The sequence below is a fragment of the Kosakonia sp. HypNH10 genome, from assembly GCF_029850615.1.
In the GTDB taxonomy this organism is placed as follows: Bacteria; Pseudomonadota; Gammaproteobacteria; order Enterobacterales; family Enterobacteriaceae; genus Kosakonia; species Kosakonia cowanii.
Genome location: NZ_JAOTIU010000001.1, coordinates 1035285 through 1057395, shown reverse-complemented (window position 1 = coordinate 1057395; position 22111 = coordinate 1035285). Strand labels below are relative to the sequence as shown.

At 60.4% G+C, this 22111-nt stretch carries 18 protein-coding genes and 1 other RNA gene; 13 read left to right on the top strand and 6 right to left on the bottom strand.

What is annotated here, in order from left to right; genetic code table 11:
* Positions 1 to 9: 9 nt before the first annotated feature.
* A complete protein-coding gene (locus tag N7V53_RS05115) occupies positions 10 to 1707 on the bottom strand; it encodes an SgrR family transcriptional regulator (RefSeq protein WP_279792476.1) in 1698 nt (565 codons plus the stop codon).
* A 98-nt stretch (positions 1708 to 1805) separates the two neighbouring features.
* Between N7V53_RS05115 and cof the strand changes: the two genes are divergently transcribed.
* Positions 1806 to 2624 (top strand): HMP-PP phosphatase, encoded by an 819-nt coding sequence (gene cof / locus N7V53_RS05110; RefSeq protein ID WP_279792474.1) that lies wholly within the window; start codon positions 1806 to 1808, stop codon positions 2622 to 2624.
* A 160-nt stretch (positions 2625 to 2784) separates the two neighbouring features.
* Here cof and N7V53_RS05105 read toward each other — a convergent pair whose 3' ends face one another.
* Positions 2785 to 3837, bottom strand: coding sequence for a PLP-dependent cysteine synthase family protein (locus N7V53_RS05105; RefSeq protein WP_279792473.1), 1053 nt, complete (start codon positions 3835 to 3837; stop codon positions 2785 to 2787).
* 115 nt (positions 3838 to 3952) lie between these two features.
* Between N7V53_RS05105 and N7V53_RS05100 the strand changes: the two genes are divergently transcribed.
* From N7V53_RS05100 to amtB, 5 genes are all read left to right on the top strand, one after another.
* The gene (locus N7V53_RS05100) at positions 3953 to 4411 is read left to right on the top strand and encodes an Lrp/AsnC family transcriptional regulator (protein WP_023478271.1); all 459 of its coding nucleotides are present in this window, start codon (positions 3953 to 3955) and stop codon (positions 4409 to 4411) included.
* A gap of 52 nt (positions 4412 to 4463) precedes the next feature.
* Positions 4464 to 6227: a SmdA family multidrug ABC transporter permease/ATP-binding protein gene (locus N7V53_RS05095; RefSeq protein WP_279792470.1), complete on the top strand. Its 1764-nt coding sequence runs from the start codon at positions 4464 to 4466 to the stop codon at positions 6225 to 6227.
* On the top strand, positions 6220 to 7998 hold the full coding sequence (locus tag N7V53_RS05090; protein ID WP_279792468.1) for a SmdB family multidrug efflux ABC transporter permease/ATP-binding protein: 1779 nt from the start codon (positions 6220 to 6222) through the stop codon (positions 7996 to 7998). The genes N7V53_RS05095 and N7V53_RS05090 overlap by 8 nt, the downstream gene beginning before the upstream one ends.
* 254 nt (positions 7999 to 8252) lie before the next feature.
* Positions 8253 to 8591, top strand: a complete 339-nt coding sequence (gene glnK, locus N7V53_RS05085; protein ID WP_023478250.1) for a P-II family nitrogen regulator — start codon at positions 8253 to 8255, stop codon at positions 8589 to 8591.
* A 31-nt stretch (positions 8592 to 8622) separates the two neighbouring features.
* Complete coding sequence (gene amtB, locus N7V53_RS05080; RefSeq protein WP_023478272.1) at positions 8623 to 9909, top strand: ammonium transporter AmtB; 1287 nt, start codon at positions 8623 to 8625, stop codon at positions 9907 to 9909.
* Between the two features lie 74 nt (positions 9910 to 9983).
* Here amtB and tesB read toward each other — a convergent pair whose 3' ends face one another.
* Positions 9984 to 10844 carry an acyl-CoA thioesterase II gene (gene tesB / locus N7V53_RS05075; protein ID WP_023478293.1) on the bottom strand — a complete coding sequence of 287 codons (861 nt, stop codon included), beginning with the start codon at positions 10842 to 10844 and terminating at the stop codon, positions 9984 to 9986.
* 213 nt (positions 10845 to 11057) lie between these two features.
* Here tesB and N7V53_RS05070 point away from each other — a divergent pair, with 213 nt between their 5' ends.
* Positions 11058 to 11627, top strand: coding sequence for a YbaY family lipoprotein (locus N7V53_RS05070; protein ID WP_023478266.1), 570 nt, complete (start codon positions 11058 to 11060; stop codon positions 11625 to 11627).
* A gap of 37 nt (positions 11628 to 11664) precedes the next feature.
* On the opposite strand, the gene N7V53_RS05065 is transcribed toward N7V53_RS05070, so the two are convergent.
* On the bottom strand, positions 11665 to 11979 hold the full coding sequence (locus N7V53_RS05065) for an MGMT family protein (protein ID WP_023478280.1): 315 nt from the start codon (positions 11977 to 11979) through the stop codon (positions 11665 to 11667).
* A 170-nt stretch (positions 11980 to 12149) separates the two neighbouring features.
* Here N7V53_RS05065 and ffs point away from each other — a divergent pair.
* Positions 12150 to 12246, top strand: an RNA gene (gene ffs / locus N7V53_RS05060) — signal recognition particle sRNA small type.
* 39 nt (positions 12247 to 12285) lie between these two features.
* Here ffs and N7V53_RS05055 read toward each other — a convergent pair.
* The gene (locus tag N7V53_RS05055) at positions 12286 to 15036 is read right to left on the bottom strand and encodes a LuxR C-terminal-related transcriptional regulator (protein ID WP_279792465.1); all 2751 of its coding nucleotides are present in this window, start codon (positions 15034 to 15036) and stop codon (positions 12286 to 12288) included.
* 228 nt (positions 15037 to 15264) lie between these two features.
* Here N7V53_RS05055 and N7V53_RS05050 point away from each other — a divergent pair, with 228 nt between their 5' ends.
* From N7V53_RS05050 to N7V53_RS05030, 5 genes are all read left to right on the top strand, one after another.
* On the top strand, positions 15265 to 16227 hold the full coding sequence (locus tag N7V53_RS05050) for a thiamine pyrophosphate-dependent dehydrogenase E1 component subunit alpha (protein WP_279792463.1): 963 nt from the start codon (positions 15265 to 15267) through the stop codon (positions 16225 to 16227).
* A 10-nt stretch (positions 16228 to 16237) separates the two neighbouring features.
* Complete coding sequence (locus N7V53_RS05045; RefSeq protein WP_023478297.1) at positions 16238 to 17257, top strand: alpha-ketoacid dehydrogenase subunit beta; 1020 nt, start codon at positions 16238 to 16240, stop codon at positions 17255 to 17257.
* Between the two features lie 2 nt (positions 17258 to 17259).
* The gene (locus tag N7V53_RS05040; protein ID WP_279792461.1) at positions 17260 to 18777 is read left to right on the top strand and encodes a 2-oxo acid dehydrogenase subunit E2; all 1518 of its coding nucleotides are present in this window, start codon (positions 17260 to 17262) and stop codon (positions 18775 to 18777) included.
* Positions 18770 to 20167, top strand: a complete 1398-nt coding sequence (lpdA, locus tag N7V53_RS05035; protein ID WP_279792459.1) for a dihydrolipoyl dehydrogenase — start codon at positions 18770 to 18772, stop codon at positions 20165 to 20167. Before N7V53_RS05040 ends, lpdA begins: the two co-directional genes overlap by 8 nt.
* Positions 20168 to 20236: 69 nt before the next feature.
* Positions 20237 to 21016, top strand: coding sequence for an acetoin reductase (locus N7V53_RS05030; RefSeq protein ID WP_279792457.1), 780 nt, complete (start codon positions 20237 to 20239; stop codon positions 21014 to 21016).
* A 51-nt stretch (positions 21017 to 21067) separates the two neighbouring features.
* On the opposite strand, the gene treR is transcribed toward N7V53_RS05030, so the two are convergent.
* Positions 21068 to 22015: a trehalose operon repressor TreR gene (gene treR, locus N7V53_RS05025; protein ID WP_034811805.1), complete on the bottom strand. Its 948-nt coding sequence runs from the start codon at positions 22013 to 22015 to the stop codon at positions 21068 to 21070.
* Positions 22016 to 22111: the final 96 nt, after the last annotated feature.

The window sequence follows — 22111 nt, the reverse complement described above, 5'->3', positions numbered from 1 at the left end:
CCAGCTTCTTCACGGCGACGGGGCCGGAAGCCAGGCCTCGGTAAACTCAAACCAGCCGCGTCGGTTAACCTCGATCCCCTCAACCCCCGGCGGCGCGCTAATGCGGTAGTGGTAATTAAAGAGCGGCGTCAGCAGCGCCTCGTTCATCAGCGTATCAAAGAGCGCTTTTAACGCCGCAATACGCTCCTGCTCGTCGGCCTGGCGCTGCACCGCATCCAGCGTCGCCTGCAGATGCGCGAACTGCGCGCTGCCGAGCAGGTTTGGCCACAGCGGATCGCAGCGCAGCCACTGCTCAAGGGTGTACTCCGGCGCTTCGCCAATCAGCCTGTCGCCCATCACCAGATCCGCCGCTTCAAGTTCGCGGCACCCTTCCCAGCGTTTACCGTCATGAAAAATCACCGTCAGCTCGCAGCCGAGCGCAGCAAGATACGCTTTAAGCTGCTGCGCCATGGTGTGCAACTCCACCGGCAGATGGTAGATAAGCGTCAGCTTTGCAGGCAAGGCGACGTTCTCTTCAGGCCAGCCGGGAATATGCCAGCCGGGCAGTAACTCCCGGCTGGGGGTAATCAGCCCCTCATCCAGCGGCAGCGTCTGCAAAAGCGAGGTGTGATGGATAATCTGCACCAGACGGCGCGCTTGCGCCGGGCTTAGCCGCGCGCCGGAGCGCAGGGCGAGATAGCAAAAACCGAGGCTGATGCTATTACTGACCGGTTGCAGGTGGCGCAACTCCTCCGGCTCGCCGATGGCGATCTGCACCGGGTGGCGGCAACTGGTGCCTAAATCCTCATCAAACAGCTGCGGTGCAATCCAGTACTCGACCGCTTTCAGCAGCGGGTGCCCTAAGTGGTAGTGGTCGTGGCTCTCAAGGCGCACCAGTTCGTCACTGAAGGCGACAAGGCGAAACGGCCCGGTGCCAATCTGCGGATGAGCGGGGTGCGCCAGGCGGCTGCCGTAGCTCGCCAGACGGTGCGCCAGCCAGTAATCGGGGCGATGCAACTGAAAGGTAATGCACCACGGATGGGTGAGCGTAATGTGCTCGACGCTGGCAAAAAGCATCCGCAACGCGGGCAACTCAAGCAGGGCGATAAGCTGCCCATGCAACTGCGCGGCGGTGACCGCATCGCCATTGTGCCAGTGCAGGGTAGCGTGAAGGTGAAAGCGCCAGCACAGGCCATCCTCGCTACTCTCCCAGTGGTGCGCCAGGTCGCTTTGTGGTAACGCGCTGCGGCTGATAAAGCGCGTCAGCCCGCTAAAGATCTGCCCGGCCAGGTGCTGCTCCGCGCGGCCCGCGAGAAAGCCCGGCAGCAGAGGTTCCAGCGGGCGGTAGTAAGGAATGCGCAGCGTCGGCGTCTCGTTCTGCCACTGCCCGCCGAGATAGGGGTTGAGCAGCGCGCGCAGATCCGCAGGATCAAGCTCGGCGAGCGCCAGCGCGTTGTGCTGCTGCCCGGCCGTCAGTGCCTGCTCCAGCATCTCGCGCCGCAGCCGCTCGGGCGTCACGCAGAAATGCAGCGCGCCGCGTTTACCGCGTCCGGACTGCGCCTGCCACGTTAACCAGCCGGCGGCCTGCATCTGGCGCAGCAGGGTGCGCATATGGCGTTCGCTGCAATAGCAGCGCAGAGCCAGCTCGCTAATGCTCACCGCCTGATCCTCACCGGCAGAGGGCGACCATAGACGCTGAAACTGATTAAGGCGGTTGAGTAATCTCATAACCCTGAACAATAATTTTTATCTATTCACTATTACTTCCGTATATCCCACGCAATACTGAAACACAACCTAACGGCATCAGAACTGGAGAGTAGATCATGGCGCGTCTGGCCGCTTTTGATATGGACGGCACCCTGCTTATGCCCGACCATCGTTTGGGCGATCAAACGCTGGCGGCGCTGCGACGTTTACATGAACGGGAAATTACGCTGGCCTTCGCCACCGGCCGGCACGCGCTGGAGATGCAGCGCGTTGTGCAGCATATCGGGCTGGATGCTTTTCTCATCACCGGCAACGGCACGCGCATCCACTCCTTAGAGGGCGAACTCCTCCATCGCCAGGATCTCTCCCCGCAGATAGTCGAGCGCGTGCTGCACGGCCGCTGGGAGACCGGTGCTTCGCTGCATGTGTTTAATGATTCCGGCTGGCTGACTGATAAGCCGCTGCCGGAGGCGCTGCAGGCGCATCTCTTCAGCGACTTTAGCTATCAGATTACCGATCTTAAACGCCTGCCAACCAGTGAGGTTGCCAAGATCAGTTTTGTCGGCGATCACGACGATCTCTGCCGTTTGCAGCTGCAACTTGATGAGCAGCTTGGCGCGCAGGCGCATATCTGTTTTGCGGCGATGGATTGTCTGGAGGTTCTGCCGGTCGGCTGTAATAAAGGCGCCGCGCTGGCGGTACTCAGCGCATCGTTAGGGCTGACGCTGCAAGAGTGTATGGCGTTTGGCGATGCAATGAATGACAGAGAGATGTTAGAGAGCGTCGGCTATGGCATGATCATGGGCAACGCCATGCCACAGCTGCGCGCGGCGCTGCCGCATTTACCGGTTATCGGGCACTGCCGTAATCAGGCGGTGTCGCACTTTTTGACACACTGGCTGGACACTCCACATCTTCCTTATTCCCCCGAATGAAAAGATATTGCCAGCGAGCCGGGTCTTGTTAAACCCGGCTTTTTTTATATGCACATCATTCTTCACGCTGCCTCTTTGTTAGCTGCATCTGCTCACCCCAGTCACTTACTAGTGTAAGCTCCCGGGGATTCTCAGATTTGCCGCCTCGACGCATCATGAATTATTTCGTGCAGGTTAAAAGTGAGATCTGCGCGCTCCACGGCTCAATATCGCCAAGGTTCGCCGCCACCCATTGCGGGTTGTAGTAGGTTTCAAGATAGCGCTCGCCGCTGTCGCACAGCAGGGTAACGATCGAGCCATTGCGCCCTTCGTCGCGCATCTGCGCCGCAAGCTGTAGCGCGCCCCACATATTGGTACCGGTGGAGGCACCCACTTTGCGGCCAAGCAGCGTCTCCAGCCACTGCGCGGTGGCAACGCTGGCGGCATCCGGCACGCGCAGCATCTCATCGACCACATCGGCAATAAATGACGGCTCGACGCGTGGGCGGCCAATGCCTTCGATTTTGCTGCCGATCGGGCTGCGCAGCGTGCTGTCGCGCTGTTGCCAGTAATCAAAGAAGACGGAGTTCTCCGGGTCAACCACCACCAGGCGCGTGTCATAACCCTGGCAGCGAATATAGCGGCCAATGGTTGCCGAGGTGCCGCCCGTTCCTGCGCTCATCACAATCGCTTCCGGCACCGGATGCGGCTCATTTTTCATCTGGCGGAAAATGCTGTCGGCAATGTTGTTATTACCGCGCCAGTCCGTTGCGCGCTCGGCGAAGGTGAACTGATCCATATAGTGACCGTTCAGCTCTTTCGCCAGCCGCTCGGATTCGGCGTAGATCTCGCAGGCGCTATCAACAAAGTGGCAGCGGCCGCCGTAAAACTCGATCTGCTCCACTTTGCGTTTCGCCGTGCAGTAAGGCATCACGGCGATAAAGGGCAGCCCGAGCAGGCGCGCAAACCACGCTTCTGAGATGGCGGTTGAGCCGGAGGAGGCTTCAATAATCGTGGTGCCTTCCTTGATCCAGCCGTTGCACAGGCCGTAGAGAAACAGCGAGCGCGCAAGGCGGTGCTTCAGGCTGCCGGTGGGGTGCGTGCTTTCATCTTTTAAATAGAGATTGATACCCGGAAAACCCGTCAGCGTCAGGCGGATAAGGTGGGTATCCGCAGAGCGCTGCGCGTCGGCATTGATTTCATTAATCGCGTATTTGACCCAGCTGTTGTTCATGATGCTGTTCCGTTTGTCATTTTGTGCCCAGTCTAGCGAAAGGTGAAGAAAAAAAGGTTGCCATTTCGCCTTTGCGATAAACTATTTAGAGAAAAATTTTCTAACGGAGCAGGGGATGTTAGATAAAATTGACCGTAAGCTGCTCGCGCTGTTGCAGCAGGATTGTTCGCTCTCTTTGCAGGCGTTGGCTGATGCCGTTAATCTGACCACCACTCCGTGCTGGAAACGGCTGAAAAAACTGGAAGATGACGGTATCTTACTGCGCCGCGTGGCGGTGCTGGATGCGGAAAAACTCGGGCTGGGGCTGACGGCATTTGTGCTGATCAAAACCCAACATCACAGCAGCGACTGGTATAACCGCTTCGTCAGCGAAGTGACACAGCTCCCGGAAGTGCTAGGCTTTTGGCGTATGGCTGGCGAGTACGATTACCTGCTGCGCGTCCAGGTGGCGGATATGAAACGCTACGATGACTTCTATAAGAAGCTGGTCAACAGCGTGCCGGGGCTCTCGGATGTCACCTCCAGCTTCGCCATGGAACAGATAAAATACACCACGGCTTTGCCCATTGAATAACCCTTCCGGCGGTTAACCGACCGTCGGCAATTCACGTTCAGGATGTAACCGCGTGCGATTATTTGCTCAGTTAGGCTGGTATTTTCGTCGGGAGTGGCAGCGCTACCTCGGCGCCGTCGCCTTACTTATCATTATTGCTATCTTGCAGCTGATCCCGCCAAAAGTGGTGGGGATTGTGGTGGATGGCGTCACCCAGAAGCAGTTTACCCATCAGCAGGTGTGGATGTGGGTAGCAGCGCTGGTGGCGATTGCTGTCGTCACTTATCTGCTGCGCTATGTCTGGCGCGTCTGGTTGTTTGGTGCCTCCTATCAACTTGCCGTCGAGCTGCGTGAGGATTTTTACCGCCAGCTCAGCCGCCAGCACCCGGAATTTTACCTGCGCCACCGCACCGGCGATCTAATGGCGCGCGCCACCAATGACGTGGATCGCGTCGTGTTTGCCGCCGGGGAAGGGGTGTTAACGCTGGTCGATTCGCTGGTGATGGGCTGCGTAGTGCTGATCGTGATGGCAACCCAGATCAGCTGGCAGTTAACCCTGCTGTCGTTATTACCGATGCCGATTATGGCGCTGGTGATCAAGCGCTACGGCGATCAGCTGCACAGCCGCTTTAAAGCCGCGCAGGCGGCCTTCTCTGCGTTAAACGATCGCACCCAGGAGAGCATGACCAGCATCCGCATGATCAAAGCCTTTGGTCTGGAAGATCGCCAGTCGGCGCTCTTTGGCAGCGAAGCAGCGGATACCGGCGCGAAAAATATGCGCGTGGCGCGCGTTGATGCGCGCTTTGATCCAACTATCTATATCGCCATCGGCATGGCAAACATGCTGGCGATTGGCGGCGGCAGCTGGATGGTGGTGCACGGCTCCTTGACTCTCGGCGAGCTGACCAGTTTTGCCATGTACCTTGGGCTGATGATCTGGCCGATGCTGGCGCTGGCGTGGATGTTTAACATCGTCGAGCGCGGCAGCGCGGCCTATAGCCGCATCCGCGATATGCTGGCGGAAGCGCCGGTGGTGAACGACGGCACGGAAACCGTGCCCGCCGAACGCGGCACCTTAACGCTCTCAATCCGCGAGTTTCACTATCCGCAAACCGACGGCGCGGCGCTGACCAACGTTAGCGCGACCCTTGAGCCAGGCCAGATGCTCGGCATCTGCGGCCCGACCGGGGCGGGCAAAAGTACGCTGCTGGCGCTGATCCAGCGCCATTTTGATGTCGATGCAGGCGATATCCGCTTCCACGATATTCCGCTCACACAGTTGAAACTGGACAGCTGGCGCGGCCGCCTTGCTGTCGTCAACCAGACGCCATTTCTCTTCTCCGACACCATCGGCAATAACATCGCCCTTGGCAGACCCGGTGCGACGCAGGAGGAGATTGAGCATGTGGCGAAGCTTGCCAGCGTGCATGATGACATTTTGCGCCTACCGCAGGGGTACGACACCGAAGTGGGCGAGCGCGGCGTGATGCTCTCCGGCGGGCAGAAACAGCGTATCTCCATCGCTCGTGCGCTGTTGCTGAATGCCGAAATCCTTATTCTTGATGACGCCCTCTCTGCGGTGGATGGACGCACCGAACACCAGATTTTGCACAACCTGCGCCAGTGGGGCGAAGGGCGCACCGTGATTATCAGCGCGCATCGCCTGTCGGCGCTGACGGAAGCCAGTGAGATTATCGTTATGCAACATGGCCATATCGCCCAGCGCGGCCAACATGAGCAGCTCGCGCTCCAGCCAGGCTGGTATCGCGACATGTACCGGTATCAGCAGCTGGAAGCGGCGCTGGACGACCATCCGCAGGAGGCCCAGGATGCGTAACTTCTCTCGCCAGTGGCCGACGCTGAAACGTCTGCTGGTCTATGGCAAACCGTGGCGCAAGCCGCTGAGCAAAGCAGTGCTGATGCTGTGGGTCGCGGCGATTGCCGAAGTCTCCGGCCCGGCGCTGATCAGCTACTTTATCGATAATATGGTGGCGAAAAGCTACCTGCCGCTCGCGCTGATCGCCGGGCTGGCGGCGGCCTATGTCGGCCTGCAACTGCTGGCGGCAGGGCTGCACTATGCCCAGGCGCTGCTCTTTAACCAGGCGGCGGTCGGCGTGGTGCAACAGCTGCGTACCGATGTGATGGATGCCGCGCTGCGCCAGCCGCTCAGCGCCTTCGACACCCAGCCGGTAGGGCAGATTATCTCGCGCGTAACCAACGACACCGAAGTGATCCGCGATCTCTACGTGACGGTGGTCGCCACCGTGCTGCGCAGCGCGGCGCTGATTGGCGCAATGCTGGTGGCGATGTTCAGCCTCGACTGGCGCATGGCGCTGGTGGCGATGGGCATTTTCCCGGCGGTGATTATCGTAATGCTGATCTATCAGCGTTTCAGCACGCCGATTGTGCGGCGCATGCGCGCCTACCTTGCCGATATCAACGACGGCTTTAACGAAATCATCAACGGCATGAGCGTGATCCAGCAGTTCCGCCAGCAGGCGCGCTTCGGCGAGCGCATGAGTGAAGCCAGCCGCTCGCACTACCTCGCGCGGATGCAAACCCTGCGCCTCGATGGCTTCCTGCTGCGCCCGCTGCTGAGCCTCTTTTCGGCGCTGGTGCTCTGCGGCCTGCTGATGCTGTTTGGCTTCTCGACCGTCGGCACGGTGGAGGTTGGGGTGCTCTACGCCTTTATTAGCTACCTTGGCCGTCTTAACGAGCCGCTGATTGAGCTGACGACCCAGCAGTCGATGCTGCAACAGGCGGTGGTCGCCGGTGAGCGCGTCTTCGAACTGATGGATAGGCCGCGCCAGAACTACGGCGATGACGAGACGCCGCTGCACAGCGGGGCGATCGATATTGAAAACCTCTCCTTCGCCTACCGCGAAGATCAGCTGGTGTTGCAGGATATCTCCCTGCATGTTGAACCGCGCAGCTTTGTCGCGCTGGTCGGCCATACCGGCAGCGGTAAAAGTACGCTCGCCAGCCTGCTGATGGGCTACTACCCGTTAACCCAAGGGGAGATCCGCCTCGACGGTCGCCCGCTTGCCACGCTAGGCCACACCGCGCTGCGCAAAGGCGTCGCGATGGTGCAGCAGGATCCGGTGGTGCTGGCCGACAGCTTCTTTGCCAACGTCACCCTTGGGCGGGATATCAGCGAAGAGCGCGTGTGGAAAGCGCTTGAGATTGTCCAGCTCGCCGATCTGGCACGCACCATGAGTGAAGGGATCTACACTCGCCTTGGCGAGCAGGGGAATAATCTCTCCGTCGGGCAGAAGCAGCTGCTGGCGCTGGCGCGCGTGCTGGTTGATGCCCCGCAGATCCTGATCCTGGATGAAGCGACGGCGAATATCGACTCCGGCACCGAGCAGGCGATCCAGCAGGCGCTGGCGGCGATCCGCGAGAAGACCACGCTGGTGGTGATTGCTCACCGCTTATCGACCATTGTCGAGGCAGAAACCATTCTGGTGCTGCACCGTGGACAAGCGGTTGAGCGCGGTACCCACCAGCAGTTGCTGGCGGCGAAAGGGCGCTACTACCAGATGTACCAGCTGCAATTAGCCGGTGAAGAGCTGGCGGCGAGCACGCGGGAAGAGTCACTCAGCGCCTGATGCACCAAAATTAAGCACCCGCCGCGCGCCTGCGCCTGGTGGTGCAAAAATGTAACGCACTATGCACCGTCATGGTGCGTTTTTCTTTTTTCCGCCGCTTGTGCTTCATCTGCGCGCTTGCGCCGCCCATCACCGCTTCTGGTTTTGTCTCTTTATTGCGCGAAAACGCGCGCCTTCACATTTCTGGCACACCCCTTGCAATACCTTCCTCATGTTGGCTGCGTCCATTTGCGAATGTCGAGTGAGGGGAATCTATGAAGCTGGTAACCGTGGTGATTAAGCCATTCAAACTTGAAGATGTGCGTGAAGCGCTCTCTTCGATTGGTATTCAGGGGCTGACCGTGACGGAAGTAAAAGGGTTTGGCCGTCAGAAGGGGCATGCCGAGCTTTACCGCGGTGCGGAATACAGCGTCAACTTCCTGCCAAAAGTAAAAATCGACGTGGCGATCGCCGACGACCAGCTTGATGAGGTGATCGATATCATCAGCAAAGCGGCCTACACCGGAAAAATTGGCGACGGCAAAATTTTCGTTGCCGAACTCGAACGCGTGATCCGTATTCGTACCGGCGAAGCCGACGAAGCGGCGCTGTAATAGCTGACACACAGTGATAGGGATCGGAAAAATGAGAATGAAAACAGTAAAAGCTACCCTTGCCTCGCTGGCTTTGCTGCCGGGCCTGGCGCTTGCCGCGCCGGCCGTTGCGGATAAAGCCGATAACGGTTTTATGATGATTTGCACCGCGCTGGTGCTGTTTATGTCCATTCCGGGCATCGCGCTCTTTTACGGCGGCCTGATCCGTGGCAAAAACGTGCTCTCGATGCTGACCCAGGTGGCCGTCACCTTCGCGCTGGTCTGCATTCTCTGGGTGGTCTATGGCTACTCGCTGGCCTTCAGTGAAGGCAACAGCTTCTTCGGCAGCTTCAACTGGGTGATGCTGAAAAATATCGCCCTCACCGACGTGATGGGCAGCATTTATCAATACATCCATGTCGCCTTCCAGGGCTCCTTCGCCTGCATCACCGTGGGGCTTATCGTCGGCGCGCTCGCCGAACGTATTCGCTTCTCTGCGGTGCTGATCTTTGTGGTGGTGTGGATGACGCTCTCCTATGTGCCGATTGCGCACATGGTATGGGGCGGCGGTCTGCTGGCAACCCATGGCGCGCTCGACTTTGCGGGTGGTACGGTGGTGCATATTAACGCCGCGATTGCAGGCCTCGTGGGTGCGTATCTGATTGGCAAACGCGTCGGCTTCGGCAAAGAGGCGTTTAAACCGCACAACCTGCCGATGGTCTTTATCGGTACTGCGATCCTCTATGTTGGCTGGTTTGGCTTCAACGCCGGTTCGGCGAGCAGCGCCAACGAAATCGCCGCGCTGGCCTTTGTTAACACCGTGGTCGCCACTGCTGCCGCGATCCTCTCCTGGGTCTTTGGCGAGTGGGCAATGCGCGGCAAGCCTTCGCTGCTCGGTGCCTGCTCCGGTGCGATTGCCGGTCTGGTTGGTATTACCCCGGCGTGTGGTTATGTCGGTGTCGGCGGCGCGCTGATTGTCGGTCTGGTGTGCGGTCTGGCGGGTCTGTGGGGCGTGACGGCGCTGAAACGTATGCTGCGCGTCGATGATCCGTGTGATGTCTTCGGCGTTCACGGCGTGTGCGGCATTATTGGCTGTATCCTGACGGGCATCTTCGCCTCCACCTCCCTCGGCGGCGTAGGCTTCGCCTCCGGCGTCACCATGGGCCACCAGGTGCTGGTGCAGCTGGAGAGTGTGGGCATCACTATCGTCTGGTCTGCGGTGGTCGCCTTTATCGGCTACAAACTGGCGGATATGACGGTTGGCCTGCGCGTACCGGAAGAGCAAGAGCGTGAAGGGCTGGACGTCAACAGCCACGGCGAAAACGCCTACAACGCCTGATAAGTTGAGTATCTCCTGAGCATAAAAAAGCCTCCGCGTGCGGAGGCTTTTCTTTTGGCGATGACACAACCGGCTTAGTTGCGGTTACGCATCACCCCTTCCTGCACGCTGGAGGCCACCAGCACGCCATCCTGGGTATAGAATTCGCCGCGCACAAAGCCGCGCGCGCTGGAGGCGGAGGTGCTCTCCACGCTGTAGAGCAGCCAGTCGTTCATATTGAACGGGCGATGGAACCACATTGAGTGGTCGATAGTCGCCACCTGCATGCCGCGCTCAAGGAAACCAACGCCGTGCGGCTGCAGCGCCACCGGCAGGAAGTTAAAGTCCGAGGCGTAGCCAAGCAGATATTGGTGGATGCGGAAATCTTCATCCAGCACGCCGTTGGCGCGGATCCACACCTGACGCACCGGATCGGCCACATGGCCCTTCAGCGGGTTATGGAACTCCACCGGGCGGATCTCCAGCGGTTTGTCGCTGAGGAACTTCTCCTTCACGCCGGGCGGCAGCAGGTGCGAGAGATCGCGGGCGATCTCCGTTTCCGATTTGAGCGAATCCGGCGCGGGCGCGGCGGGCATCGTTTTTTGATGCTCGTAGCCCGGCTCCGGGGCCTGGAAGGAGGCGGTCATATAGAAAATCGGCTTGCCGTTCTGCACCGCCGCCACGCGGCGGGCGCTAAAGCTGTTGCCGTCGCGCAGCACTTCCACGTCATAAACAATCGGTTTCTGGCTATCGCCGGGGCGCAAAAAGTAGCTGTGGAAAGAGTGCACCAGGCGGTCTGCCGGAACGGTCTCTTTCGCCGCATAGAGCGCCTGCCCGACCACCTGGCCGCCAAAGACCTGGCGCAGACCTAAATCTTCGCTCTGCCCACGGAACAGCCCCTCTTCAATTTTTTCCAGATTCAATAATGCCAGCAGATTAGATAGCGCCTGACTCATACAATTCCTCAAATAAATAGCGGCTGACGTAGCATATATTGCCTGAGTATAACCTGGAAAATGGAGTGGTCCGATGGGTGCAATAATCTGAATGAATGGGTGTTTACAGGAATATATCGGGTATATGTGCCACACTTGTTCAGGTTACGAAGGTTTAGCCACACATCTGGCAGGCGCTGCGCCTGCAGGTGCATTGAAGATAAGGAGAGATCAATGAAACTCGTGCCCATGTTAAGTGGTTTAGCAGTCGCAGTCGCGTTATCGGCGTGCGCCCAAAAAGGCGGCGATATCCCAACGCCGGCACCTAATCCCAATGCGCCGTCCGCCACGAATAAAGCGGCGATTGCTCAGCCAAGCGTGACCGGTACGGTCTGGATCCGTCAGAAAGTGGCGCTGCCGCCGGATGCGGTGTTAACCGTTACCGTTTCTGATGCCACCCAGGCCAACGCGCCGTCGAAAGTGCTGGCGCAGAAAGCGGTACGCACCGATGGGAAACAGCCGCCGTACAGCTATGTCCTGCCGTTTAACCCGGCCGACATCCAGCCGAACGCGCGTATCCTGCTGAGTGCAGCGATCACCGTCGACAACAAGATGGTGTTTATCACCGACTCGGTTAAGCCGGTTATCAACCAGGGCGGCACCAAAGTTGACCTGACGCTGGTTCCGGTTCAGCAGACCGCGGTTCCGCTGCAGCAGAGCGGTGGTACGCCGAACACTGTACCGTCGACCTCACCAACCCAGGTTACCCCGTCTAACGCCACTCCGGCGCCGACCCAGTACTAATCTGCGTGCGTTTTGCTCCTCTCCTGCGGGGGAGGGGCTACTCGTAGCGCCAGCGATACTTGTTCAAATCAATCTCACCGCTTCCCGATACCACCACGCCTTCAGCCAGCAGTGCCTGACGTTGCCTTTGTAAATCCGGCCCGCTTAGCGAAATAACGCCATAACGATTGACCACCCGATGCCACGGCAGCGTGCTGCCCTCCGGTAAGCGCTTTAACACGCCGCCGACCTGGCGTGCCGCGCGCGGCGAACCGGCCAGTTTCGCCACTTCGCCATAGGTGGTGACATAACCCTCCGGAATGGCGGCGACGATTTGCCAAACCCGGCGGGGAAAAGAGTCTTGCGTATCCATCACATGCTCCTGAGCAGAGAAGGGGGCAGAATAAACAGCGATTTACCCGCTGTGAAGGGGCGATTGCGCAAGAAACCAGCATCCGTCAGCCTATGGGTTGCAATTGCCCTGCCGGATGGGGATAATGCGCCAGCGCGTTGGTTATCAACCTTCGCTCTCAATGGGGGCCCTGTTGGTTCTCCCGCAATGCTACTTTGTTCACCAGGTCAGGTCCGGAAGGAAGCAGCCAGGGCAAAGGACGTGTGTGCCGGGATGTAGCTGGCAGGGCCCCCACCCATTTCAGCCGCTGTTACGCAGCGCGCCGCACTACTCCACTTTCAGCAACTTCCACTCCCGCGCCTGGTTTACCGCCTGCATTCGGCTGCTGACCTGCAACTTCTCATACATCTGTTTTAAGTGCCATTTGACCGTCTCCGCCGAAATCCCCAGCACGCGGGCAATCTCCTTGTTCGAGTGACCGCTGGCGATAAGCTCAAGCGTCTGCTGCTCGCGCTCGGTGAGATAGCGCGTCTCTTCTGTCTCATCGTGCCGTCTCGGCGGTAAACCAAACAGCTCCACCGCCTGCTGTCGCAGGGTAGAAGCCTGTTGCCTGAGCGCCTCCGGCGTTGCCTGGCGGGCAAGCAGCTCGTCCAGCAGCCCTACTAATACCGCACCGAGATCGAGCAGGCTGCGCAGTAAACCTCGCTCAAGCGCCTGTTGCAGCGGCGAAGTGAAGACCATACACGCCTGTTGATACGCCCCGGCATGCCAGAGGGCAACGGCCTGCACCAGACGTAAGCGCAGGGCAGAGAGTGCCTCGCCGCGCTGCTGCTGCTCGTCGGCAAGGGTCGCAAAGGCAGCCGCAGCCTGATGAGCATGACCTTCAGCAAGGGCGATGCGGCTTTCGCTGACCCGCCGATAGAAGCCGATCGCCCCGGTTTCAGCGTGTTCACTGTGCAACTGCCGGAGCGCGTCCAGCGTTTCCAGCGCAGGGGAGAGCGCCTCATCACGCAGATGCAGTTCAACCGTTTCCGCCAGCAGCGCCGCCTGCGCGCGCAGCCACTGGCGCTGGCGCGTCAGTTCGCCGCCATAGGTGAGAAGCCGTTTCGCCTCCGCAATCTGACCGTTGAGTGCTGCCTGGCGTGAGAGCACGATAAAGCAGCGGCTCAGCCCTTCCGGCGGGCAAAAGGTCTCGATCATCTCAAGGCGCAGCGCCAGCAGCGCGTCGATATCCTGCCGCTCGTCGCGCTCCCAGGCGACCTCCGCCAGAATCGGTGCCAGCGTTGCGCCGCTGCTGGAGTTGCTGCCGGTTTGCGCCTCGGCGGCCTGTAGCGTCTGCGCCGCCACCCGTTTTGCGTCAGCCAGATTACCCTGGCGTAAATGGGCCTGGGCGATAACAAAGGCGCGCCAGACATCAACAAACAGATTGCGGTTTGCCACCTTCAGCTCCGGCAACCGGCTCTGCACCGCCAGCGCCTGACCCGGCCGGGCATTAACGAGGTGGCAGTAGCTGAGAATGTTGCACACCAGCCCGTCCACCCAGCGATCACCGCAGGGGATCTCCGCCAGCAGCGGCTCCACCAGCGCCACGCTCAGTTCAATATTCTCGGCAAAGGCTTCACAAATCGCCCGCACCACCCGCAGCTTGACCCGCACGCTGTGCGACAGCGCGGCGTCATGCGCCATCGCCTCAATGCCGTCGAGAAGTTCGCGTGAAGCCTGAAAGCGGAAGTGGTGCGCCAGCGCCCAGGCGAGATTGAGCTGCAAATCAATGCGCGACGGATCGGGCGTCAGCGGCAGAAAGTGCATCCAGCGCACCAGCGTGTCGATATCCCCCTCTTCGGCAAGGGACTGCGCGCTGGCTTCGGCATGCCGCGCGCCGCTTTTTCCCGCTGCCAGCGCGTGGCGCACCGCCTCGGCCCAGAGTTGCTGCCCGGCAAACCAGTTGCTGGCGCGCTCATGCAGCTGCCGCATGCGCGCCGGTTCGCTCTGCTGCAAGCGGGCCAGCAGCGCGTCGCGCATCAGGTGGTGGTAGCGAAACCAGCCGCCGTGCTCATCCAGAGCGGTGATAAACAGATTATGGTGCTGGATCCAGCCGAGCATCGCTTCGCCGTCCTCGCGTCCGGTCAGCGCATCGCACAGCGCCGGGGTGAGGCGGTTGAGTATCGCGGTTTGCAGCAGAAAATCGACCACCGCCTCCGGCAGCGGGGTAAAGATCACCTCGTCGAGATAGCGCGCCAGCGTGCGCGAGCCGGAAGGAATCCGCGCCAGAAAGCGTTGCGGATCGTGGTGCCAGTCCGGTGCCAGCGCGGCGATCTTGATCCCGGCCACCCACCCCTCTGTGGCCAGCATCAGCCGCTGAACATCCTGCGCGCCGGGGATCGCCGTGCGCGCGGCATCGCTGAGGTAGTCCTGCGCTTCGGCGAGGGTGAAACGCAGATCTTCGTCGTGCAGTTCGTTGAGCGCATCCTGTAACGCCAGGCGGCTCAGCGCCAGCGGCGGGCGAAAGCGGCTGCCGATAATCAGGTGCAGCGAATCGGGCGCGTGGTTGATAAGCCAGCTTATGCCCTCGTGCAGCGCGGGGTGGCTCAGGGCGTGGTAATCATCAAGGATCAACCACACCGGATGCGGGCAGCGGTGCAGCTGGTTGGTCAGCTCCGCCAGCAACACTGAGAGATCCGGCGTCATATCGCCCTGCAAAAAGGGTTCCAGCGCCTCGCCCCAGCCGCTGTAGAGCGGTTTCAGGGCGGTGACCAGGTAGCGGGCAAACTGCGCCGGATCGTTCTCATCCTCTTCAAGGCTCAGCCAGCCGATGGCGTCACCTTGCTGCTGGCGTTGGCGATACCACTGCGCCAGCAGGGTAGTTTTCCCGGAACCGGCCGCGGCGCAGAGAAGCGTCAGTGCGCCGTCGGCGGCCTCATCCAGCCTTGCCAGCAGGCGGTCACGCTCAAGCAATACGCCCGGCGAGCGGGGCGGGGTTAATTTGGTGAGGATCAGCGGCAGCCGGCGCGTGAAGCGGAAAGGTTCCTCGCGATAGCTGGCCGCAAGCAGAGAGTCTGTTGAGGTCAACGATTTCATACGAGCCTGCCCCTGTTCACGAAAGTCGCTGCTAAGTGTAAGTAACTGACACCCGCCTGTAACCTGCCAGAACTTGACCCTTATCGCATTTATCTCTTTTAGTCCCGCTCTCCCCCCCAATTGGGGGGTTATCCCCCCTTAAGACCCGCTTATAGAGTAACCCCACTTCCGCAACCCCTGCCGGTCGCCGTGCTGGCGCTCGCGGGTATACAACCTGAGGACGGAGCTATGGAGCTGAACACACAACAGCTGTTAAAGGCTTATCGCAAAATGCGTGAAATACGTGAATTCGAGGAGCGCCTGCACACTGAAAACACCAGCGGTGACATTCCCGGATTCATCCACCTGTATACCGGCGAAGAGGCGATTGCCGTCGGTGTCTGCGAGAACTTACAGCAGACGGATTACATCGGCTCCACCCACCGCGGGCACGGCCACTGCATTGCCAAAGGGTGCGACATCCACGCGATGATGGCGGAGATCTTCGGCAAAGATGCCGGTCTCTGCCGCGGCAAGGGCGGCTCGATGCACATTGCCGATCTTTCGAAAGGGATGCTCGGCGCGAACGCCATTGTCGGTGGCGCACCGCCGCTGGTGATTGGCGCGGCGCTGACCGCGAAAACACGCAATAACGGCGGCGTCGCCGTCTCGTTTACCGGCGACGGCGGCTCCAACCAGGGGCTGGTGTTCGAAGCCATCAACATGGCGGTGGTGCTGCAACTGCCCGCCATCTTCGTCTTTGAAAACAACGGTTACGGTGAAGCGACCGGGCATAACTACGCCGTTGGCGGCCGCGATATCGCCGGGCGCGCCGCCGGATTTGGCCTGCCTGCGGTCACCGTTGACGGTACCGATTTCTTTGCCGTTTACAAAGCGACGGCTGAAGCCGTGAAGCGCGCCCGTGAAGGCGGCGGGCCGAGCGTGATTGAGGCAAAAGCGTTTCGCTGGCACGGCCACTTTGAGGGCGATCCGGGGCTTTACCGTGGGGAAGGAGAGATCGAGCGCCTGCGCGCCGATCACGATCCGCTGAAGATTTTCACTAGCAAAACGGTAGAAAAGGTTACGCGCGAGGCGCTGGAGGCGATCGACGCCGAAGTAAAAGCCCAGGTCGACGATGCGGTGATCAAAGCCCGCGCCGCCGGCTACCCGGTGGCGGAAAGCCTGCTGACCGACGTTTACGTCTCTTACTGAGGAGCCCGTCATGACAATCAAAACTTACCGCGAAGCGATCCGCGACGCGCTGGCGCAAGAGATGGCGCGCGACGAAAGCGTGGTGCTGATCGGTGAAGATCTGCGCGGCGGCCACGGCGGCAACGCGCCGGAAGAGGCGAAAGTGGAAGCCTTCGGCGGCGTGCTCGGCGTTACTAAAGGGCTGTGGACCCAGTTTGGCTCGGAACGGGTGATCGATACGCCAATCACTGAATCAGCGATTATCGGCATGGCTGCTGGCGCGGCGGTGACCGGCTTACGCCCGGTGGCGGAACTGATGTTTATGGATTTCTTCGGCGTCAGCCACGATGCGCTCTACAACCAGGCGGCGAAATTTCGCTATATGTTCGGCGGCAAGGCGAAAGCGCCGCTGGTGGTGCGCGGCATGATCGGGGCTGGTTTTTCGGCTGCCGCCCAGCATTCCCAGTCCCCCTACAATATTTTCGCCACCACGCCGGGGCTGAAAGTGGTGGTGCCGTCATCGCCCTATGACGCCAAAGGGCTGCTGATCCAGTCGATTCGCGATGACGATCCGGTGGTCTTCTGCGAACACAAGATGCTCTACGACATGAAAGGCGAGGTGCCGGACGAGAGCTATACCGTGCCGCTGGGCCAGGCCAACTACACCCGTGAAGGGGAGGATGTCACCATTATTGCCCTCTCGGCGATGGTGCATAAAGCCAACCAGGTGGCGGACAAACTGCTGAAAGAGGGCATCTCCGTTGAGGTGGTCGATCCGCGCACCGTCTCGCCGCTGGATGAGGAGGGCATTCTCGAATCCGTTGCTTCTACTGGACGGGTGGTGATTGTCGATGAGTCCGCCGCGCGCTTCGGCTTCGCCCATGATGTGGCGGCGCTGATCGCCTCGCAGGCGTTCCACTTCCTGAAAGCGCCGATCGTGTTAATTACCCCGCCGCACACCCCGGTTCCCTTCTCGCCCGCGCTGGAGAAACTCTGGATCCCTGATGTGGATCGCATTGAGGCCGCCGTTCGACAACTGATGGAGGCGTAACCATGAGCACAATCCGCACGCTGGAGATCCCCAAATGGGGGCTCTCGATGGAAGAGGGGACGCTGGCTCAGTGGCTGATTAAAGAGGGGAGCGCCTTCAGCCAGGGGCAGGATATTTGTGAAATTGAAACCAGCAAGATAACCAACGTGCTGGAAGCGCCGTGGGACGGCGTGCTACGCCGGGTGCTGGCTCAGCCGGGCGATACGCTGCCGGTCGGCGCAGTGCTGGCGCTGGTGGCCGATGAAGCTGTAAGCGACAGTGAACTCGACGCTTTTGCCGCCACGCTTAACAGCGGTGCGCCGCAGCAAGCGGTAGAAAGCGCGCCGTCGCCAGCAGCGACAACCTCGCCTGAACCTTCAGCCCCTGCAGCGGCAAAACCCGCCGCGCAGGATGCGATCCCGGCGGCGCTGCGCGGCGAAACTGATGAGACGCAGGTTAATGCCACCTCGCATGCCCTGCGTCTGGCGAAAAAGCAGGGCATCGATCTGAGTAAGGTGAGCGGCTCTGGTCGCGAAGGGCGCATCTCCGTCGCCGATTTGCAGGCAGCCATTACCGCGGGCGGCGGTAGCGCCGAGTTGCAGGCGCGCGCGGCGGTGAAGGCAAAACCGCGCCACACCACGCAGGATGATAGCCAGATCCCGGCAACCCCCATCGCGCGCCGTCTGGCAAGCCAGTTGGGCATCAATCTGCACGACTGCCGCCGCTCGGGATCCGCCGGGCGCGTCAGCCGGGCCGATGTGGAAGCATTAGCCGCGCTGCGCGGTAGCGGTGAGAAGAGCGTTTCCCCAACAGCAGAAGCGGTTGAGGAGCGCGCGGCGTACGAGAGCCAGCCGCTCTCCGCCATGCGGCGCACTATCGCCAGCCGTTTGCAGGAGTCCAAGCGCAACGCACCCCATTTTCGTCTCGTCAGCGAGGTCGATCTGACGCGTATTCAGGCGCTGCGCCGGGAAGTGAACAGCGCGCTGCCGTCGCTCAAAGTGACGCTCAACGATCTGCTGGTGAAAGCCTGTGCCCAGGCGCTGATGAGCGTGCCGGAGATGAACGTGCAGTATGACGAGGCGTCGCAGACTATTCGCCGTTTTCACACCGCTGATATTGCCATCGCTGTGGCGCTGCCCGGTGGGCTTTATACGCCAATTCTGCGCGAGGCGAACCGCAAAACGGTGGGAGCCATCTCCCGGCAACTCCATGAACTGGTGACGCGCACCAAAGCGGGCACGCTGAAAGCAGAGGATTTTCAGGGCGGCACCTTCTGCATCTCCAATCTCGGCATGTTCGGCATTCGGCAGTTCGACGCCATTATCAACCCACCCCAGTGCGCGATTCTGGCGGTGGGGGCGGCGGAATCCCGCGCGGTGGTGCATGAAGGGCAGATCGTGGCGCGCGAGCGGCTGACGCTCTCGCTGTCGTGCGATCACCGGGTGATTGATGGCGCGGTCGGCGCGACCTTTATGCAGCATCTGCAACGCGCTATCGAAACGCCTTCTTTGATGCTGGTTGAGGAGGCGCGCGGTGAATAACAGCTTTGATGTGCTGATTATCGGCGGCGGGCCGGGCGGCTACGTCGCCGCCATCCGCGCCGGGCAGTTAGGCTTGCGCACCGCACTGGTGGAGAAGAGGCATCTTGGCGGCATCTGCCTTAACTGGGGCTGCATTCCGACCAAAGCGATGCTGCACGGCGCTGAGGTCGGGCATGCCATGCGCCACGCCGATCAACTGGGGTTTAGCGTCGGTGAGATCGCTTTTGAGATCCGCCGTCTGGTGGAGTACAGCCGCTCGGTGTCGCAGCGGCTGACCGACGGCGTCGCTTTCCTGCTGAAAAAGCACAATGTCACGGTGATCAATGGCGAAGGCCGCCTGCTGGAGAAGGGGCGGGTGGCGGTGCGCGGTATCGACGGCGGCGAGCAGGAGTACCGCGCCGATCACATCATTCTGGCGACCGGCGCGCGTCCGCGTGCGTTGCCGGGCATCGAGGCGGATAAAAGCCACATCTGGACTTACTTCGAAGCACTCAACCCCGCCGCGCTGCCGCGCTCGCTGCTGGTGATCGGCTCCGGTGCCATCGGTGCGGAGTTCGCCAGTCTCTATAACGATCTCGGCTGTAAGGTGACGCTGGTGGAGCTGGCAGATCAGATCCTGCCGCTGGAGGATCGCGATGTCTCGGCGCTGGTGCAGCAGCAGTTTGCGAAGCGCGGAATGCAGATCTTCACCGGGGCGCAGATCCGCTCGGCGACGGTCAACGGCGATCGCGTCAGTTGCCTGCTGAAAACCGCCGACGGCGAGCAGACGCTGGAGGTGGATCGCGTGCTCTGCGCCGCCGGTATTCAGCCGAATATCGAAAACCTTGGCCTTGAAGCGCTGGGCGTTGAGATGGCGCGCGGCTTTATTCAGGTCGACGATCGTGGTCGCACTAATGTTTTCGGCCTCTACGCCATCGGCGATGTCGCGGGCGCACCGTGCCTTGCGCACAAAGCGAGCTATGAGGGTGTGCGCTGCGTTGAGGCGCTCGCCGGGTTGCCCGTTGCGGCACCCGTCAGCCCCGATTTTATCCCCCGCTGCACCTACACCCGGCCGCAGGTTGCCAGCCTCGGTTTAACCGAAGCGCGCGCGCGTGCCAGCGGGCGCGAGATCCGCGTCGGCGTCTTCCCCTACCAGGCCAACGGCAAAGCGCTGGCCCTTGGCGAACCGCAGGGCTTTGTCAAAACCCTGTTTGATGCGCAGAGCGGCGAGTTATTGGGCGCGCATATGGTGGGCAGCGACGTGACGGAGCAGATTCAGGGATTTGGCATTGCCCATACGCTGGAGGCGACGGAGGAGAGCCTGCACCAGGCGATCTTTGCCCATCCGACCCTTTCTGAAGCGATGCATGAAGCGATCCTCGCCGCCGACGGGCGCGCGCTGCACCAATGAATAGGTAGTGAAGTTTGCCGCGGCAGCCTGTTGCGGCGTAGTTGTAAATCAAACCATAAGAGAGAAAGCATGACGATTGATAATAAAGTGGCGTTGATAACCGGCGCAGGCCAGGGAATTGGACGTGGGATTGCGCTTCGCCTTGCGAAAGAGGGGGCGTCGCTGATGCTGGTGGATATGAACGCCGCCAACCTTGAAGCCGTGGCAAAAGAGGTGCAGGCGCTGGGTCGTAAAGTGGCGACCTTTGTTGCGGATATTTCACAGCGCGACCAAGTCTATGCGGCGATCGATCACGCGGAAGAGGCGCTGGGCGGCTTTGACATTATCGTCAATAACGCCGGTATCGCGCAGGTGCAGCCGCTTGCCGATGTCACCCCGGAAGAGGTGGATCGCATTATGCGCATCAACGTGCAGGGGACATTGTGGGGCATTCAGGCGGCGGCGAAGAAGTTTATCGACCGTCAGCAGAAGGGGAAGATCATCAACGCCTGCTCGATTGCCGGACATGATGGTTTCGCGCTGTTGGGCGTCTACTCGGCGACCAAATTCGCCGTTCGCGCCTTAACCCAGACGGCGGCAAAAGAGTATGCCAGCCGCGGCATCACCGTTAATGCTTACTGCCCGGGGATTGTCGGCACCGGCATGTGGGAGGAGATTGACCGCCGCTTCTCCGATATCACCGGCGCGCCGCTGGGTGAAACCTACAAGAAATATGTCGAAGGCATTGCGCTGGGCCGCGCGGAGACGCCGGAAGATGTGGCCGGGCTGGTGGCCTACCTCGCCGGGCCGGATTCCGACTATGTCACCGGTCAGGCGATCCTGATTGATGGCGGGCTGGTCTACCGTTAAGGCGGGCGATTGACGCTTTCGTCTGACGAAGGCGTCATTTTCCGTTGGGCGTTACTGGAAAGTGCAGGGGATAACAATGTGCTCTTGCGTACGCGTTCCATGCAGCATCTCCAGCAGCAGCTGCGAGGCTTTCAGCCCCGCCTGCTGATAGCCCATTTTGACGCTCAGTACATCGGGTTGCAGGAAGGTCATCAGCGGCGTGCTGCCGATACTGCCGACTTTAATCTTCCACCCCTGCTGCTGAATGTATTTAATCGCGCCCATGGCGATGGTGTCAGAGGCGCAAATCAGCGCGCCGCTCTCGGCGGTAAGCAGCTCTTTCGCCAGGTCGTAACCGCTCTGATAGCTGAGATCGCCGAGCGCCGCGTGCGGCGTCATGCCAAACGCTGCACAACGCTCAAGGTAGGTTTGATAGCGGATATTCCCGGTGGTCGGATCGTTAGTGGTGACCCCGATATAGGAGACGCTGCGGTGGCCCGCGTCGCGCATCTTCTCCATCAGCACATTGACCGCGCCGACGTTATCGTAGACCACCGACGCTACCTCCGGCAGGGCGCTGGAGATAAGCACCAGCTTATCTTTCCACCCTTTTACCAGGTTCTTATCGACGCCGGAAAAACCAAACAGAATCACCCCTTCGACATTGCGCTGCGCCAGCACGTTAAGGTGGGAGGCAAGCAGGGTAGGGTCGAGCAGGCTCTCCATTAAAATCGCATCGTACTCATGCTGATAGATCTGCGGCAGGATGGCGCGAATGGCCTGATTTTCCGAGGCGGAATCGAGACGCGTGACGATCACACCGATGATCTTTTCCCGCTGCGAGCGCAGCGCCTGGGCGGCTTTCGACGGGGTGTAACCCTGCTCTTTGATAATCGCTTCAACGCGTTCACGGGTCGCTTTCTTCACTTTATCGCTGTTGTTAATTACCAGCGAGACCGTGGACTTTCCGACGCCGCACAGTTTGGCGATGTCGTTTAACGTTAGCTTTTTATCACTCATTCCCGCACGGGCCTCCTGAAGATCGGACCCGGCGATACTAGCATTAATGAATCCCCTAAGGCACCTCTCTGTGCCGCTGCGCTTCACCATTTATTT